The organism is Achromobacter sp. MYb9, assembly GCF_002975275.1.
Classification (GTDB): Bacteria; Pseudomonadota; Gammaproteobacteria; order Burkholderiales; family Burkholderiaceae_B; genus Achromobacter.
Genome location: NZ_PCOQ01000012.1, coordinates 82256 through 96256 on the forward strand (window position 1 = coordinate 82256; position 14001 = coordinate 96256).

At 61.8% G+C, this 14001-nt stretch carries 11 protein-coding genes; 4 read left to right on the plus strand and 7 right to left on the minus strand.

Annotated features, from left to right (window positions below; translation table 11 throughout):
* The first annotated feature begins 151 nt into the window (after positions 1-151).
* From CQ050_RS30880 to CQ050_RS18105, 4 genes are read left to right on the plus strand one after another with little or no spacing between them, the layout of a single operon-like run.
* Positions 152-1708, plus strand: a complete 1557-nt coding sequence (locus CQ050_RS30880; RefSeq protein ID WP_158266068.1) for a hypothetical protein — start codon at positions 152-154, stop codon at positions 1706-1708.
* Positions 1705-2874: a glycosyltransferase family 4 protein gene (locus CQ050_RS18095; RefSeq protein WP_158266069.1), complete on the plus strand. Its 1170-nt coding sequence runs from the start codon at positions 1705-1707 to the stop codon at positions 2872-2874. The genes CQ050_RS30880 and CQ050_RS18095 overlap by 4 nt, the downstream gene beginning before the upstream one ends.
* Positions 2868-4754 (plus strand): glycosyltransferase, encoded by a 1887-nt coding sequence (locus tag CQ050_RS18100; RefSeq protein WP_105558222.1) that lies wholly within the window; start codon positions 2868-2870, stop codon positions 4752-4754. The genes CQ050_RS18095 and CQ050_RS18100 overlap by 7 nt, the downstream gene beginning before the upstream one ends.
* A gap of 54 nt (positions 4755-4808) precedes the next feature.
* Positions 4809-6233, plus strand: coding sequence for a mannose-1-phosphate guanylyltransferase/mannose-6-phosphate isomerase (locus CQ050_RS18105; protein WP_105558223.1), 1425 nt, complete (start codon positions 4809-4811; stop codon positions 6231-6233).
* On the opposite strand, the gene CQ050_RS18110 is transcribed toward CQ050_RS18105, so the two are convergent.
* The 7 genes from CQ050_RS18110 to CQ050_RS18140 all read right to left on the minus strand — a co-directional run bounded on the left by CQ050_RS18110 (position 6221) and on the right by CQ050_RS18140 (position 13998).
* Positions 6221-7738 (minus strand): LTA synthase family protein, encoded by a 1518-nt coding sequence (locus tag CQ050_RS18110; protein ID WP_233214153.1) that lies wholly within the window; start codon positions 7736-7738, stop codon positions 6221-6223. The two genes, CQ050_RS18105 and CQ050_RS18110, sit on opposite strands and share 13 nt — an antisense overlap.
* Positions 7731-8525 (minus strand): SDR family oxidoreductase, encoded by a 795-nt coding sequence (locus CQ050_RS18115; RefSeq protein WP_105558224.1) that lies wholly within the window; start codon positions 8523-8525, stop codon positions 7731-7733. Before CQ050_RS18115 ends, CQ050_RS18110 begins: the two co-directional genes overlap by 8 nt.
* Positions 8526-8772: 247 nt before the next feature.
* Complete coding sequence (locus tag CQ050_RS18120) at positions 8773-9273, minus strand: Dps family protein (protein WP_105558225.1); 501 nt, start codon at positions 9271-9273, stop codon at positions 8773-8775.
* Between the two features lie 151 nt (positions 9274-9424).
* On the minus strand, positions 9425-10375 hold the full coding sequence (locus CQ050_RS18125; protein WP_105558226.1) for a LysR substrate-binding domain-containing protein: 951 nt from the start codon (positions 10373-10375) through the stop codon (positions 9425-9427).
* 82 nt (positions 10376-10457) lie between these two features.
* Entirely contained in the window at positions 10458-12548 is a 2091-nt protein-coding gene (gene recG / locus CQ050_RS18130) for an ATP-dependent DNA helicase RecG (RefSeq protein ID WP_105558227.1), read from the minus strand.
* A gap of 39 nt (positions 12549-12587) precedes the next feature.
* A complete protein-coding gene (locus CQ050_RS18135; protein ID WP_105558228.1) occupies positions 12588-12974 on the minus strand; it encodes a Rid family detoxifying hydrolase in 387 nt (128 codons plus the stop codon).
* A gap of 109 nt (positions 12975-13083) precedes the next feature.
* Positions 13084-13998, minus strand: coding sequence for a LysR family transcriptional regulator (locus CQ050_RS18140; RefSeq protein ID WP_105558229.1), 915 nt, complete (start codon positions 13996-13998; stop codon positions 13084-13086).
* Positions 13999-14001: the final 3 nt, after the last annotated feature.

Below are 14001 nucleotides of genomic sequence, written 5' to 3' on the forward strand. Positions count from 1 at the left end.
GGCTCATCATGCTCAAGCTGCGGGCGTGTGACGGCTGCGGCCGATCCGGCGGCCAGACTAGGCTGAGCCCTGGTTTTCGTGCATGATGACACTGAATTGCGCCGACGACATAACGCAGATGACAAATTAGAACTCCAAGCCAATTCAGACAATGCCTGCAAGTATTTCCAAAAGAATCAAAACAGACACAGACGTACGAATGGGGATTGCCACGGACGCCCACTCAGCTAACGACGGCTGGCGGGATATCACCCTGGCAGCGGACGAAACACGCGTTCTGGACACCCTAGCGGCCCGAGGCTTCCCTGCCTACATCCGCCTCACTTTGGGCGCCAACAGCCGCCTTGTCGTCGAACGGGCCGACTGCGTATTGGCGATCGAAACAAGAGGCCCACAAGACACGAGCTGCACGGTCTACGCGAACGACAATTCGAACCTCGTCCTCGTGAAAGGCGTCCAGGGCGACATGCCCCTCCAGTTGGAAATTGGAACAGGAACGTGCGTCGAACTGGACGGCCCAATGTTTCTCGCATCCTCGACCGCGCCTGTGCGCGCCGTCTTTCGCAGCAGTGGGTCGGGATGCCTCTCCGTTGTTTGGAAAGACTCCCCAGTCGCCTTGCCCGAACTCCCGGTCTCCGATATGGTCGCCGGGGACCGACTGAATCTGAGCCGTATCGATGATGTCGGCATCTCACACACACTCACATCGCTGAACGTGGGCACAACCGGAAGTCCGGCCCCGCTTCAATCTCCCGGCCATGCCGTCGCATCGCCCATTCCGTTGCGTTTCGAGGCCCCTGGCCGCCTGACCGGCATGACGTGGTGCGATGACCTTCAGCCTCCCCCGCGGCTCGAAGGTGTCTGGTCCGATGCGATCAATGTCGAATCGCACGAACAGGTCGTATTTTGCGGACATATTCCGCATCGCCTGCGTGCGGAACTTGGACCGGTGGAGTTTGCCGCCAACGCTTTGGCGCCGGGCGTCCCTTCCGCGCCGATTGCTTTGGCCCCTTGGCAGCTGTTGGATTACCGCGGAACCACCGTATACGCCCACCAATTGCTCAATGGAATAACCATTACTCAGAATCCCTATTGGCACTGGCTGCGCTACGACGTCCCGACTACTCTTGCCAAAAATTCCCACCAGATAAAGGGACTGCTGCTGAGGCCGGGCCGAGGCCACTGGATACACACGGGGCGCCGCGAAACGGAGATCTGTCGTCAGCACATGCTGAACTACACGGCCGAAGCCTCGGCATGGGACTTGGCACCTGAACCGGCGTTGCGGCTGGATTTCAATGGACAGGTCGTGCCTGGCTCGTCGTCGCCCGATGGCCGGCGCTGGCGCTTCCAGCTTCCGCCGACGCTTGAGCCCTGCCCGTGCAGAATTCTGTCTCGCAGCGCTGTCCCCAAAGAGACAAGCACACTCGATCAGGAGGATCGACGCACGCTGGGAGTGGCGCTTCAATCTGTAGATGTGTTGGCAAACGGGGAGCGACGTAAGGTGGATCTCAATCATCCGGAATGGTCTGGCTTGCACGCACCGTCGGTCGTGCGCGGCAACGCGTTGCGCTGGACCAATGGAATGGCCGCCCTGCCCTATACCGCACATGGCCTGCGTGGCAGCGAGATCCTCGAGATTCAGGTGGGTGCCACTATCAGCTATTGGCATCTGAGCAAAGAGAAACCGACGAGCGACGAGCCATGAGAATCGACGACCTGGCTAGCGGCGCGCAGACATGGGCAAGCGCATTTGTGTCAGCGGCACTTGGCGGAAAGACCGATCAAAGCCTGCCCGACCTGCTGATGTATTACCCGGTGGCGCAAGTGAATCCCTACCAGCCTATGCTTTACGCGAGTGCGGAAAAAAACTCCCTTTCCGTGCTACCTCTCCTGCGGCTGGAGTCGCTGGACGATATCGCATGGCAAGGGCATGGCATCGTCCATCTGCACTGGTTGGCTAGCATCTTGCAGAGCGCCTCGACTGAAGCCGAGGCCGACGCCGCGGTTGCGGGATATGCGCAGCGCTTGGGCACCATGCGAAGGATGGGCCTGCGCATTGTGTGGACGGTACACAATGTGATGCCGCACACTACAAAGTGGGTGCAGGCGGAACGAGCAGTACGTCAGGCCACAGCTGACGCGGCGGACCTCATCCATGTCATGAACCGCGATACCGAGCGGCTCACATCCGCCCATTTCCGGATCGATCCAAGAAAGGTCCTGCACATCCCGCATCCTACCTATGGTGACTGGTACGCTAACGTCATTTCCCCCAAGCATGCACGGCAAGACCTAGGCCTTGATCCTGACAGTTTTACCTTCTTGTGTTTCGGGTCGATCCAGCCATACAAGGGATTGCTGGAACTGATCGACGCTTACGACATCCTTTGCAGACGAAGGGCTGATCGCGCATGCACGCTGGTCATTGCCGGCCAAGTCGATAACGACGACTATTACGCTGCGCTGCGCGCCCGTGTTGCGGACCGGATGGACGTACGCCTGATTCCGGGCAACGTCCGCGATCAACGCGTGCAGTACTATTTCAACTCGTGCGACGCCGTTGTCGCACCGTATCTGGAAACGCTTAATTCGGGAGTTGCCATGCTCGCCGCTACCTTCCGGCGCATGGTCGTCGCTCCTGCAGAAGGTGGCATGGCCGAAGTATTCGCCGACGACCCGTCTTTGCTTTACTCCCGCACCGCCACCCACGGATTAGCCAGCGCAATGGAGCGCGCCCTGTCATATCGCCCCAACGAGAGCCTCTTCGACAGCATTCTGGCCCGCCACGATCCCTACCTCCTGTCTGACCGTTTTTGCAGCGAGCTGCGCAAAATGCTGGAGGATGGCACAGTGGAGCGTCAAGAATGCTGACACTGAGCCAAACCGTACAGCTCCCGCTAGTCCAGCCAGCCAAGCGCGGCAGAACGCTCAAGAACCTTGTTTTACCCATCGACTACGACGCTGTCGCCTGGGTGTTTCACGCTTGCGCTTCCGGCGACGTCAAGGTGCCCATTCCGAGAGGCACGGTCCTGACGTTCCAGTTCTACGACTCCCACGGCAATGTGCTGGATGCCCCGGATTGCGGATTCACGTATTCCGATGCGTTGAAATCGCGATTCGCCTATGTGCCAGTCAGCAACAAACCTGCGGGCACCCATCTCAAACCGGTGCTTACCCCCGCCGCGGCTACTCGTTTGGAGTGCCAGCTGCAGTGCTGGCAAGTCCCTGAAGAATTACAGCTGAACGTCGAACTATCCGCGGAGTCCAGGGAACTCCCCCTGGATCAAATCTCCCTCCTCGAGGCCTTGAACTCTCGGGATGCGGAACGGGTCGCTTGGCGCTTACTAGAACTGCACGACACAAGTCGGCCCCATCTTTTGGATATCCAGGCACTAGCTTGGCGAATTGGCGCGCCGCGCTTATTGGCCAAAGCGAGCCGTCTGCTGGAAGTGGCGCCGGAAGCGCGCGGACATATGCGCAACAAGGCGCGTTTTGCCTTGGCTGCGTTGAACGACTTGGAGGACTGGCCGGCTGATGCAGCGCCGACGTCACCGCATACCGGCCTGCCTCATCGCGTGGCTCATTTGGCATCCGGGCACGACACGACGATCCTACAGCTCTCCAGAGCACAGTTCGAACGTGGCATGCGCCCTTTGGTGCTAGTTCCCTCTGGCTATGGCCAACCTGCACAGACGGGTAGCCCTTATTCCATCCATGATGAAAGTGGTGTCCAGTCGGTTACCTTGAGTGCGCTGTCTCCTGACGCAGCGCAAGGGATTCCACGCAACGACTTAAGGCGTTTTGATGTTCTGCTGGCTGAACCCTGGCTGCGCCGGGCACGCACCGGCCTATTGCATGCGCATGTGGGCCGCTCGGGACATGATCTCGCCCTGCGCGCGCTTGCATTGGGCAAGCGCTGCGCCATACCGGTCGTGATGGACTGGCATGCTCAGCACACGCCGTTTCCCTTCCCTGATGCAACGAGCCCCCCCCCGCGCTCCGAATGGGCTGAACTAGCCTATCGTCAACAGTTGAGATGCGCTGAGCGCGCCGACGCGGTCATTGTCGCTGACGAGTGGCAGGCATGGCAGCTCCGCAGGGAGGGCATTGCCACCCACCGCATCTTCGTACTTCCCCAGATCGTTGCGGCGCCTACCCAAGCTCCCCTGCAAATGCGGGACCTTGGCAACAAGCAATGGAGAGCATTGCTGGACCTCCGCGGCGTTGATCCAATCCGAATCGCAGCAGTGGCGTCTGTGCTTCCAACTGCGATCGGCCGCAAGGGCATGCAGTTGCATGTCGCTGGAACCGAAGAGGCCTATCGACATGTGGAGCACACCTTGCTGGAGGCCGGATTGCGGTCCAGCATCGGGCACCACTTTGACGCTCCGGTGGCAAGCCCTGTAGCGCTTCGCGCAAGCGTGCTTATCCGGCTGCAGCCCCGCTTCCGGGCATATCAATCCGATTGGCTATCCGATGTGAATAGTGTCGCTAGCGCGGGCACGCTCATCCTCGCCGAAAGCACACCCCAGAGTGATTACTTGATCCGCGACGCTGGACTTGGTCTGACATTCAACTTCGCTTCGGACTCGGCATTTACACGTGCTTTGAACGACCTGTCTCCTTCTCGCCCGGTTGCCGCACGCCTACGCCGCAACCTTCGTACGCTCGCAGCCGCACTAGCCGATCCGGATGCCTTGGCCGCATCAGTCGACCATGTCTACCATCATGCCCTTTGCTCGGTGGGCTAGTTGCTGGCCCTACGCGAAACGCCGACTCAACTCCCCCGCTAATTCGACAATCCCATGTTGATCCCCATCATATTGTCCGGCGGTGCTGGAAAGCGCTTATGGCCGGTCTCGCGCCTACTGCATCCCAAGCCCTTCATCGAAATCGAAGGAGAGTCTTTGCTGCAAAAGGCGTTGATCCGCGCGCAAAACCTGCCGGGGGTACGTGAAGTACTGACCGTGACGACCCGCGAGCTGCATTACAAAACGACTGATGCCTATCACCAAGTCCGCCGCCCCGACCTCACGTTGGGCTATCTGCTGGAACCCGAAGGCCGCAATACTGCACCGGCGGTGGTGATTGCCACCCTGGCGCTCGCACAAAAGCATCCGGATGCCACCCTGCTGTTCCTGACCGCAGACCATCTGATCCGCGACATAAGGTCATTTCACGCCGCCGTCGAACAGGCCCAGCATTTGACGGCCGACTGGATCGTGACGTTCGGGTTGAAGCCGGACCGGCCCGAGACAGGCTTTGGGTACATCCAGGCAGACGGGCATCGCATTCGGCGCTTCGTAGAAAAACCTGACTTGCAAACTGCGCAGAACTATCTCGAGCAAGGCGACTATCTCTGGAACTCCGGAATGCTGTGCGTAACCGCCGCACGCCTCCTCAAGGAATTAGAACTGCACGCGCCCAGACTGTTGGAGCAACAACAGGCGACGCTCCTGGCATCTGCGTACGCCGCCACATCCGACGAGTACGAAGTCACGCTGCCGCTGGATGCGTACAAGGACGTAGATTCCATATCAATCGACCATGCGTTGCTGGAAAAAACGCAGCACGCGGCGGTTGTCGGTTGCGACTTGGATTGGACAGATGTGGGAACCTGGTCCAGCCTGGCCCAGCAGGTTCCTGTCGATGCAGACGGCAATCGGACGCTCGGCCAAGTCATGCTGCAAGACGCGCGCGATTGCTATATCCATGGCAGCGATCGACTGGTAGCGGCCGTTGGCGTGCATGGTCTCATCATCGTCGACACCCCGGATGCACTGCTAGTCATGGACGCGACGCAGCCCGAACTTATACAGAAGATCATTGACCGATTAGCGGCCCAAGGACATGCCAGCCGACTGCAGCATCGCACCGTCCATCGCAATTGGGGCACCTACACAACCTTGGAAACCGGCGTAGGATTCAAAATCAAGCGACTTGTCGTCAATCCCGGCTCGTCGCTATCCCTGCAGATGCACCATCATCGAAGCGAGCATTGGATCGTGGTGGACGGCTCTGCCCACGTCACAAACGGCGACCAGGACACCGTCGTTCACCGAAATCAATCCACCTATATCCCCGCCGGCCGCAAGCACAGGCTAAGTAACCACGGGCCAACGCCACTGGTACTGATTGAAGTGCAGAGCGGCCCCTACCTGGAAGAGGACGACATCATCCGCTTCGACGCCCCTCCCGACTCAGGTCCCCGCACGCCTCAGGCCGAATAGCATTCACGCAACCATATGCTTGCCAAGCATTCCAGCGCGGCAGGCTGTTCGCCACCGCGCCCTGCAACGCGGTTGTGCCAGATGGCGTAAGGTGTCGTGCCTGGCGGTTCGCCCAAAGTGCGATAGACCTCTGCCATGATGGGAACGTGATCCCCGTATACGCAAAGGCTTGCCGCCCGGTCATGCTCCCGCAGATAGCCCGTTATGCTCGAAAACATGGCATCCGCATTGCGTAGATGGCGCGCGTAGACAATCAGGTCACTGCAATCGTCGGGCAATGGTTGCGTCGCGACCGTCCGGTATTCTTCCGGCGCAACTTGCTCCCAGTGAAGCGGGCCGTGATTCTCCATGGTGATGACGTGCACATAAAGCGGCCTGGGATCGCTTCGCCGCAGCATCGCGATGACCTTTTCCGCTACCGCCTTGTCGCCTACGTATGGTCCCTGCCGATCCTCTTGACCAAACGCGGCAATGTCGATGAACTCGTCAAACCCAAGCTTGGGCAATACGACATTTCGCCGATAGAACGTCGCATGATAGGGATGAATGCACACCGTGCGGTAGCCTTGCGCCTTCAAAAGACGGACGAAGGATGGCGTCGTAAACGCCGCTAGACGCCGATACGGGTTGAACCGGTGCACGCCCAGCGTCCCTTGCGCCTGCCCGGCTAGAAATGCGAATTCGCTTCTTACCGTATTAGCGCCCCATGCAGGCACAGTTAGGGCGCCGTGCACCAGAGCTTCGGCACGCAGGGCGTCAAATTCCGAAAGCAAATCCTTGCGCAGCGCCGGATACGTCTGCCGAGCATCGAAAAAAGACTCGCTTTGGATGGAAACAAGATCGGGCGCCGGGTTAGCGACCAATCCGCCTGAAGGCGGAAACCCGAAGTGGTCGGAAAGTTCGGGCACCTTTTGTTCGGCCCGCCAGTAGCTAACCAGGCTCGCGAGCAGGCCGAATCGGACCAAGTCGCGCTGTGCATCGAAATCCGGCCGCAGCAAGCGTCCTCCCGCGCATAGGATCACGCCAAACGCTGTCAACACGAAAAGAGCAAACACGTAGTGGCCAACGCCGCCCGGCGCTTCCAGCAAGCCGGGCTCCAGGCGGAATGCCGCATAACAAAGGCCCGCGTACCCGATTGCGGGCAAGACAATTGCCCATATGCTCACAAATGGCAAATACAGCCGCGGATGCCTTATCGCATCCGTGAAGTACTCAAAATCCGGAAAGACGAATGGCTCTCGCAGCGCCTGATACTTGGCATTGCTCACCAGCACTACCAGCAATTGGATTGCCAACACATTGGCGACAGCGAAATAGGGCCTTCTGAACAATAGCAACTCAAAGGCGAATGCCAACGTCCATACGCCTAGGTGCACGGCGGTCGCGGCTAGCGGCCTGCGCCAGGGTGCGACCGGACGAGGAATGAGCAAACATTCCAGGGCCCAGGTCGATGCCATACCAATCAGGAAAGGCAGCCACAAGGCTTCGAAGAACGCCTCAATCACCGTAGCCCAACCTCTTGAGGATCCAGCCCGACACGGCTGGGTGGATCACGGACAGCAAGAAGCAACCCAGATTCAGCGGGAACGGAAAACTGATTCGCGCGCGGTTTGCCTGCAAGCCACGGCGGATCACACGCGCCGCCTTTTCTGCCTTCCACAGGAAGGGCTTGGGCCCCGGCATGTCGAAGCACATCTGCGATTCCACATAGCCGGGCATGATGACGTTGAACTTGATGCCTTCGTCTGCCAGCGCGTCGCGCATGGCTTCGCCATAAACTTTCACCGCGGCCTTGCTGCCGCTATAGCTGGGCGTCTCGGGCAAACCGCGCCAAGCCGCCAGAGAGCTGACCAAGGCGATCTGTCCATGGCCGCGCTGGCGCATGGCGGGCAATACGCCATGGACCGTGGCGAAGACCGCGCGCACGTTGACGTCCAGCAAGCGGAGCACGTCTTGCCAGTTTTCGCCCTGCCCTTCGGGCCCGGTGTTGATGTTGACGCCAGCATTCGCGATGACCAGCGCTGGCATTTCGGTTTGGCAGATATCCGCCAGCCACGCCATCAGCGCGTCGTGATCGCGCACGTCGAGCACCTGCGTGATGACGCGGGCGCCCAAAGCGCCGCAACGGTCGGCCAACTCTTGCAGGCGTTCGCTGTTGCGGCCTTGCAGGACAAGGGTTCTTGCGCCGGCGGCGGCGTACTCCAATGCCAGCGCGCCGCCAATGCCGCCGGTTGCGCCCGTGATCAGGACGCAGCTTGGAAAGCCGGGCTCGCGGCTATCTGTGTTGTTCATGCTTGCTGGGATGAGGTGGCGGAATCGCCGGAATGCGTACAACCAAGGGGCGCGACGCGCGGAGCCGGCACTGCGGCAGGCGCGGCGACAAAAGACGAAGCAGAAGGTCGGTATGTAGACGTTATCTGTGGCACGGTTGCATAGACATGGCCGCCTTTCGGCGGCCAGGTCGGGTGTTCACAAGGATCCGGTCACCTTCCCCGACAGGGAAGATGGCCGGCCATTGTAAGCGAACGCGCGGTTTAGATCATTGCAGCAGGCTGCGCAACATCCAGGCGTTCTTTTCATGCACGTCCAGGCGTTGCGTCAACAGGTCGGCCGTGGGCTGATCGTTCGCGGCATCGGCCTTTTCGAAGGCGGAGCGGGCCGTCTTGGCGACGGACTCGTTGCCGCTGACCAGCAGGCGGACCATTTCCAGCGCTTCCGGCACGGACTCGGGTTCAGCGATCGACGACAGCTTGGAATATTCGCGGTAGGTGCCCGGCGCATAGTGGCCCAGGGCGCGGATGCGTTCGGCGATGCTGTCCAGCGCGGTCCACTCTTCCGTGTACTGGGTCATGAACATCTGGTGCAGCGTGTTGAACATGGGTCCCGTGACGTTCCAATGGAAGTTGTGCGTCATCAGGTACAGCGTGTACGAGTCGGCCAGCAGCTTGGACAGCTCACCGGCGACGGCGGCGCGGTCCTTGTCCGAAATGCCGATGTTGATGCGCGGAACGCTCGGGGTCTTCTTGGTGGACTTGGCCATTGCTAGCTCCTGTTGGATAAATACGAAGGAAGAATACCACTGCAAACGCTACGGATTGACGCGGCGCAGGGAGGAAAAAAAGCGGTTGTGCCACGAAAGTTTGACGCGGCTCAAACCGTCTTCGCGTGGCGCCGTGCATGGCGCCAAAATATCAATCCTGGACGGCTGCCGCCTCGTCGACCAGCATTTTCACGCCGGGCAGTTCGCATTCATAGACGGCTTGCGCCAACGCTTCGATCGCCGCCAGGCGGGGAAAGCTGCGGCGCCAGGCCAGGACCACGCGGCGCTCGGGCACGTGGCCGTCGAACGGCAGGTAGGTCAGCAGGCTGTTGCTGGGTGGGTGCTCGGGTACGGCCGTGACCGGCAGCACGGTGACGCCGATGCCTGCCGCCACCATATGGCGGATGGTCTCCAGCGAAGAACCTTCGAAGGTGCGCTGGATGCCGTCGCTGGCCGCCGAGAACCGGGACAGCTCGGGGCAGACTTCCAACACCTGGTCGCGGAAACAGTGGCCGCTGCCCAGGAGCAGCATGGTTTGCTGTTTCAGGTCCTGGGCATCGATGGACTTGCGCTGGGCAAGTTCATGGTCGTTGGGCACCGCGACGATGAACGGTTCGTCGTAGAGGGGTTGCATGACCAGGCCGGCCTCGGGCAGCGGCAAGGCCATGATGGCGCAGTCGATTTCGCCTTGGCGCAGCAGTTCCACCAGCCGAACAGTGAAGTTTTCCTGCAGCAACAGCGGCATCTGCGGCGTGCGGCCGATCTGCACTGGCACCAGCTTGGGCAGCAGGTAGGGGCCGATCGTGTGGATGACGCCGACGCGCAAGGGCCCGGCCAACGGGTCGTGGCCTTGACGCGCGATTTCCTTGATGCTGGCGCTTTCTTCAAGCACTTTCTGCGCTTGCGCGACGATGCGCTGGCCGATCGGCGTCACGCCGACCTCGGCGCCGCCGCGTTCGAACAGCGTCACGCCCAGCTCGTCTTCCAGCTTGCGTATCGCCACGGACAGCGTCGGCTGGCTGACGAAACAGGCTTCGGCCGCCCGGCCGAAATGCCGTTCGCGCGCGACAGCGACGATGTACTTGAGTTCGGTGAGAGTCATGGTGGACTACGCCCCCGGGGGTTGCGCGCAAGCCTCGCGGCCGGCGCTTGAGTGATTCAGGTTAAGGATGGGCGGCACGGCATCACGTCCGCAGGAAGTCTTCGCGGCCACGCATCCAGCGCGCCAGGTGCGCCTCGACAGCGGCGGGATGTTCGGCGCGCAGCCAACTCGCGGCATCGCGGGCGTCTTCGGCAATCGCGGCATCGGTTTCCAGGTCGGCGAAGCGCAGCAGCGCCATGCCGGACTGGCGCGTGCCCAGGAATTCGCCCGGACCGCGTTGTTCGAGGTCGCGTCGGGCGATTTCGAACCCGTCGGACGTTTCGAACATGGCGCGCAGGCGTTCACGCGCGATTTGGGACAGGGGCGTCTGATACAGCAGCACGCAAACGGATTCGGCGGTGCCCCGTCCTACCCGGCCGCGCAACTGATGCAGTTGGGCAAGGCCAAAGCGTTCGGCGTGTTCGATGACCATCAGGGACGCATTCGGCACATCGACCCCGACTTCAATAACCGTCGTGGCGACCAGCAAATCGACCTCGCCGTCACGGAACGCCTGCATGACGGCGGCTTTTTCCGCCTGAGGCAAACGGCCGTGCACCAGACCGATGCGCAGGTCGGGAAGGTCGACGCGCATGCCTTCATAGGTGTCGACCGCGGTCTGCAACTCCAGCGCTTCGCTTTCCTCGACCAGCGGACAGACCCAATATGCCTGCTGGCCGCCGCGCGCGGCTTGCGCGACGTGCGCGATGACTTCTTCTCGCCGCGCGTCGGAAACCAGCTTGGTCAGCACCGGAGTGCGCCCGGGCGGCAGTTCATCGATGACGGACACATCCAGGTCGGCGAAGAACGTCATGGCCAGCGTGCGGGGAATCGGCGTGGCGCTCATGTTCAGCTGATGCGGCACGAAGCGCCCGCGTGCGGTTTCGCCCTTCTTGGTCAGCGCCAGGCGCTGCCCCACCCCGAAACGATGCTGCTCGTCGACGATCGACAGCCCCAATCTATGGAATTCGACATGATCCTGGATCAGGGCCTGCGTGCCGACCACCAACTGCACGCTGCCGTCCGCCGCGGCTGCCGCGGCTTCGCGGCGCGCCTTGGCCGTCAGGCTGCCGCTAAGCCATGCCACGTTGACTCCCAACGGCTGCAGCCATGACACCAGTTTGTGGAAATGTTGTTCGGCCAGGATTTCGGTAGGCGCCATCAACGCGACCTGGGTACCGCCTGCGATGGCCTGCGCCGCTGCAATCGCCGCGACGACGGTCTTGCCGCTGCCTACGTCGCCCTGCAGCAGGCGGTGCATTGGATACGGTTTGGCAAGATCGGCCGAGATTTCCTGCACCACGCGTTCTTGCGCGCCAGTCAGTTTGAACGGCAGGTTGGCGTACAGCTTGGCAACCAGCCCGCCACGCTCGGTACGGACCGGCAGCGCCTCTGATTCCTTGACACGGCGCGCGGCGCGGGCGGCGGCCAGCGACAACTGCTGAGCCAACAGTTCGTCGAACTTGATGCGGCGCCAGGCGGGATGGACCCGGTCCAGCAAGGCCTGTTCGGATTCGCCTTGGGCCGGCGTATGCAATGCGCGGATGGCGGGTTCAAAAGGTGGCAGGTCGTAACGCTGGCGAGCTTCGTCGGGCAACGTATCGGAAAGGTCGGCGCGGTCCAGCGCCTGCGCGATGGCGCGGCGCAGGGTCAGTTGCGGCAACCCTTCCGTGGTGGGGTACACCGGTGTCAAGGCGGTAGGCAGCGGTGCGTCCGCATTGGTCATGCGCGGATGCACCATCTGACGGCCGAAGAGCCCGCCCCGGACTTCGCCCCGGGCGCGCAGGCGTTTGCCCACGGTGACCTGCTTCTGCTGGCTGGGATAGAAGTTCAGCCAGCGCAATTGGAGTTCGCCGGTTTCGTCCGCCAGCGTGGCGGTGAGTTGGCGCCGGGGCCGGTACAGCACCTCGGATTTAGTAATTTCACCTTCGACCTGGCCCGAAAAACCGGGGCGCAGGGAACTGATTGGAATGACGCGGGTTTCGTCTTCGTAGCGCAACGGCAGGTGCAGCACGAAGTCCTCGGGCAGCACCAGACCCAGGTTACGGAGCTTGCGCTCTGTATCCGTCAGCGGTTTCCCGGCGCCTTTGTTATCGGCGCCGGGTCGCTTGGAAGCCACGGCCGCGGCCGGCATGAAGGAACGAACCCCTGGGATCGAAAGTCCGGGCGTGCCTTACAGGACGAGGATGGCTTCGACTTCGAACTGCGCGCCCTTGGGCAGGCTGGCCACGCCGATGGTCGAACGCGCCGGGAACGGCTGCGGGATGATTTCGGCCATGATGGAGTTGGCGGCGGTGAACTTGCCAAGGTCGGTCAGGAACAGCGTCAGCTTGACGACATTGTCGAGCGTGCCGCCGGCGGCGGTGATCACGGCCTGCATGTTGGCGAAAGCCTGGCGCACTTGCGCGTCGAAGTTTTCGGAAACCAGATCGCCAGTGCCCGGCTCCAGGCCGATCTGGCCCGAGAGGTAGACAGTCTTGGTGCCGCTAACGGCAACCGCTTGCGAGTAAGGGCCGACGGCGGCGGGCGCGGCGTCGGTATGGATGATTTGCTTGCTCATGGGCGGAATCCTTCAGGTGACGGATAGAAGCTACAACTATCGGAGTTTAAACAGCAATAGACTTTCGCGAAAGTGGCCGGATGACGCAGGGATGCCCTCTTTCCGCGTTTCACGAGTCTGCCTGATGGCCTGCGCCGCCGATATCGCCCCGATGCGCGATCAGCAACGCATACAGCGCCTGGGCGGCCACCGACAGGGTGCGGCCCTTGCGTTGGACCAGATACAGCGGGCGGGTCAGCGCGCGGCCGGCCAGCGGCACCACGCGCAGGTCGTCACTGCGGAAATGAAACAGCGTCATGGCTGGCACGACCGAGACGCCCAAGCCCGCCCGTACCAGTCCGGTCACGGTGGCCAGGTGTTCGACTTCGAACACGGGCGGCGGCGCATCGGCGCCTAACGCCTCGTCCAGATGTTTGCGCACACTGCTGCCACGCGCAAGTTGAATAACGGGATGGCGCACGACGTCGCGCAACCTTACGTGGCTTTGCGCGGCCAGCGGATGGTCGGCCCGGCAGACCAGGAAATAGCGGTCGGCGTGCAGAAATTCGCTGTCCAGGTCGGTCATGTCCGCGCGGCGGGACGCCACGGCGAAATCCACCTGCCCGCTTTGCACCATGTCCAGGCAGGGGTCCAGCAACCCGTCGCGCAAGTCCAGCACGATGCCGGGATGTTCCTGGCTGAAGCGGGCCAGCAGGCCGGGCAGCCAGCCCGCCGCAAGCGACGGCAGCGCGGCCAGCGCCACCCGGCCGCGGCGACGGGCGGCGTGGTCGCGCAGGTCTTCCATGACCAAGTCCATATCCGCCAACAGGCGCCGCGCGGAGGCGTCCAGCACCCGGCCTTCGGCCGTCAGTTCGACATGCCGCGTGTTGCGGTCGAAGAGCCTTAGGCCGGCGCTGTCTTCCAGCGAACGGATCAACGCGCTGAACGCGGGTTGCGTCAGGTGGCAACGCTGGGCGGCCCGCGTGAAATGCCGTTCGTCCGCCAGCGCGACGAACGCACGCAATTGCCGGGCAGATAAATTCATGGC

Bases quoted from the DNA above. Each gene is read 5' to 3' on its own strand.
- CQ050_RS18100 (WP_105558222.1), top strand. From the start codon at position 2,868: ATGCTGACACTGAGCCAAACCGTACAGCTCCCGCTAGTCCAGCCAGCC.
- CQ050_RS18105 (WP_105558223.1), top strand. From the start codon at position 4,809: ATGTTGATCCCCATCATATTGTCCGGCGGTGCTGGAAAGCGCTTATGG.
- CQ050_RS30880 (WP_158266068.1), top strand. From the start codon at position 152: ATGCCTGCAAGTATTTCCAAAAGAATCAAAACAGACACAGACGTACGA.
- CQ050_RS18115 (WP_105558224.1), bottom strand. From the start codon at position 8,525: ATGAACAACACAGATAGCCGCGAGCCCGGCTTTCCAAGCTGCGTCCTG.
- CQ050_RS18135 (WP_105558228.1), bottom strand. From the start codon at position 12,974: ATGAGCAAGCAAATCATCCATACCGACGCCGCGCCCGCCGCCGTCGGC.
- CQ050_RS18120 (WP_105558225.1), bottom strand. From the start codon at position 9,273: ATGGCCAAGTCCACCAAGAAGACCCCGAGCGTTCCGCGCATCAACATC.
- CQ050_RS18125 (WP_105558226.1), bottom strand. From the start codon at position 10,375: ATGACTCTCACCGAACTCAAGTACATCGTCGCTGTCGCGCGCGAACGG.
- CQ050_RS18095 (WP_158266069.1), top strand. From the start codon at position 1,705: ATGAGAATCGACGACCTGGCTAGCGGCGCGCAGACATGGGCAAGCGCA.
- CQ050_RS18140 (WP_105558229.1), bottom strand. From the start codon at position 13,998: ATGAATTTATCTGCCCGGCAATTGCGTGCGTTCGTCGCGCTGGCGGAC.
- recG (WP_105558227.1), bottom strand. From the start codon at position 12,548: ATGCCGGCCGCGGCCGTGGCTTCCAAGCGACCCGGCGCCGATAACAAA.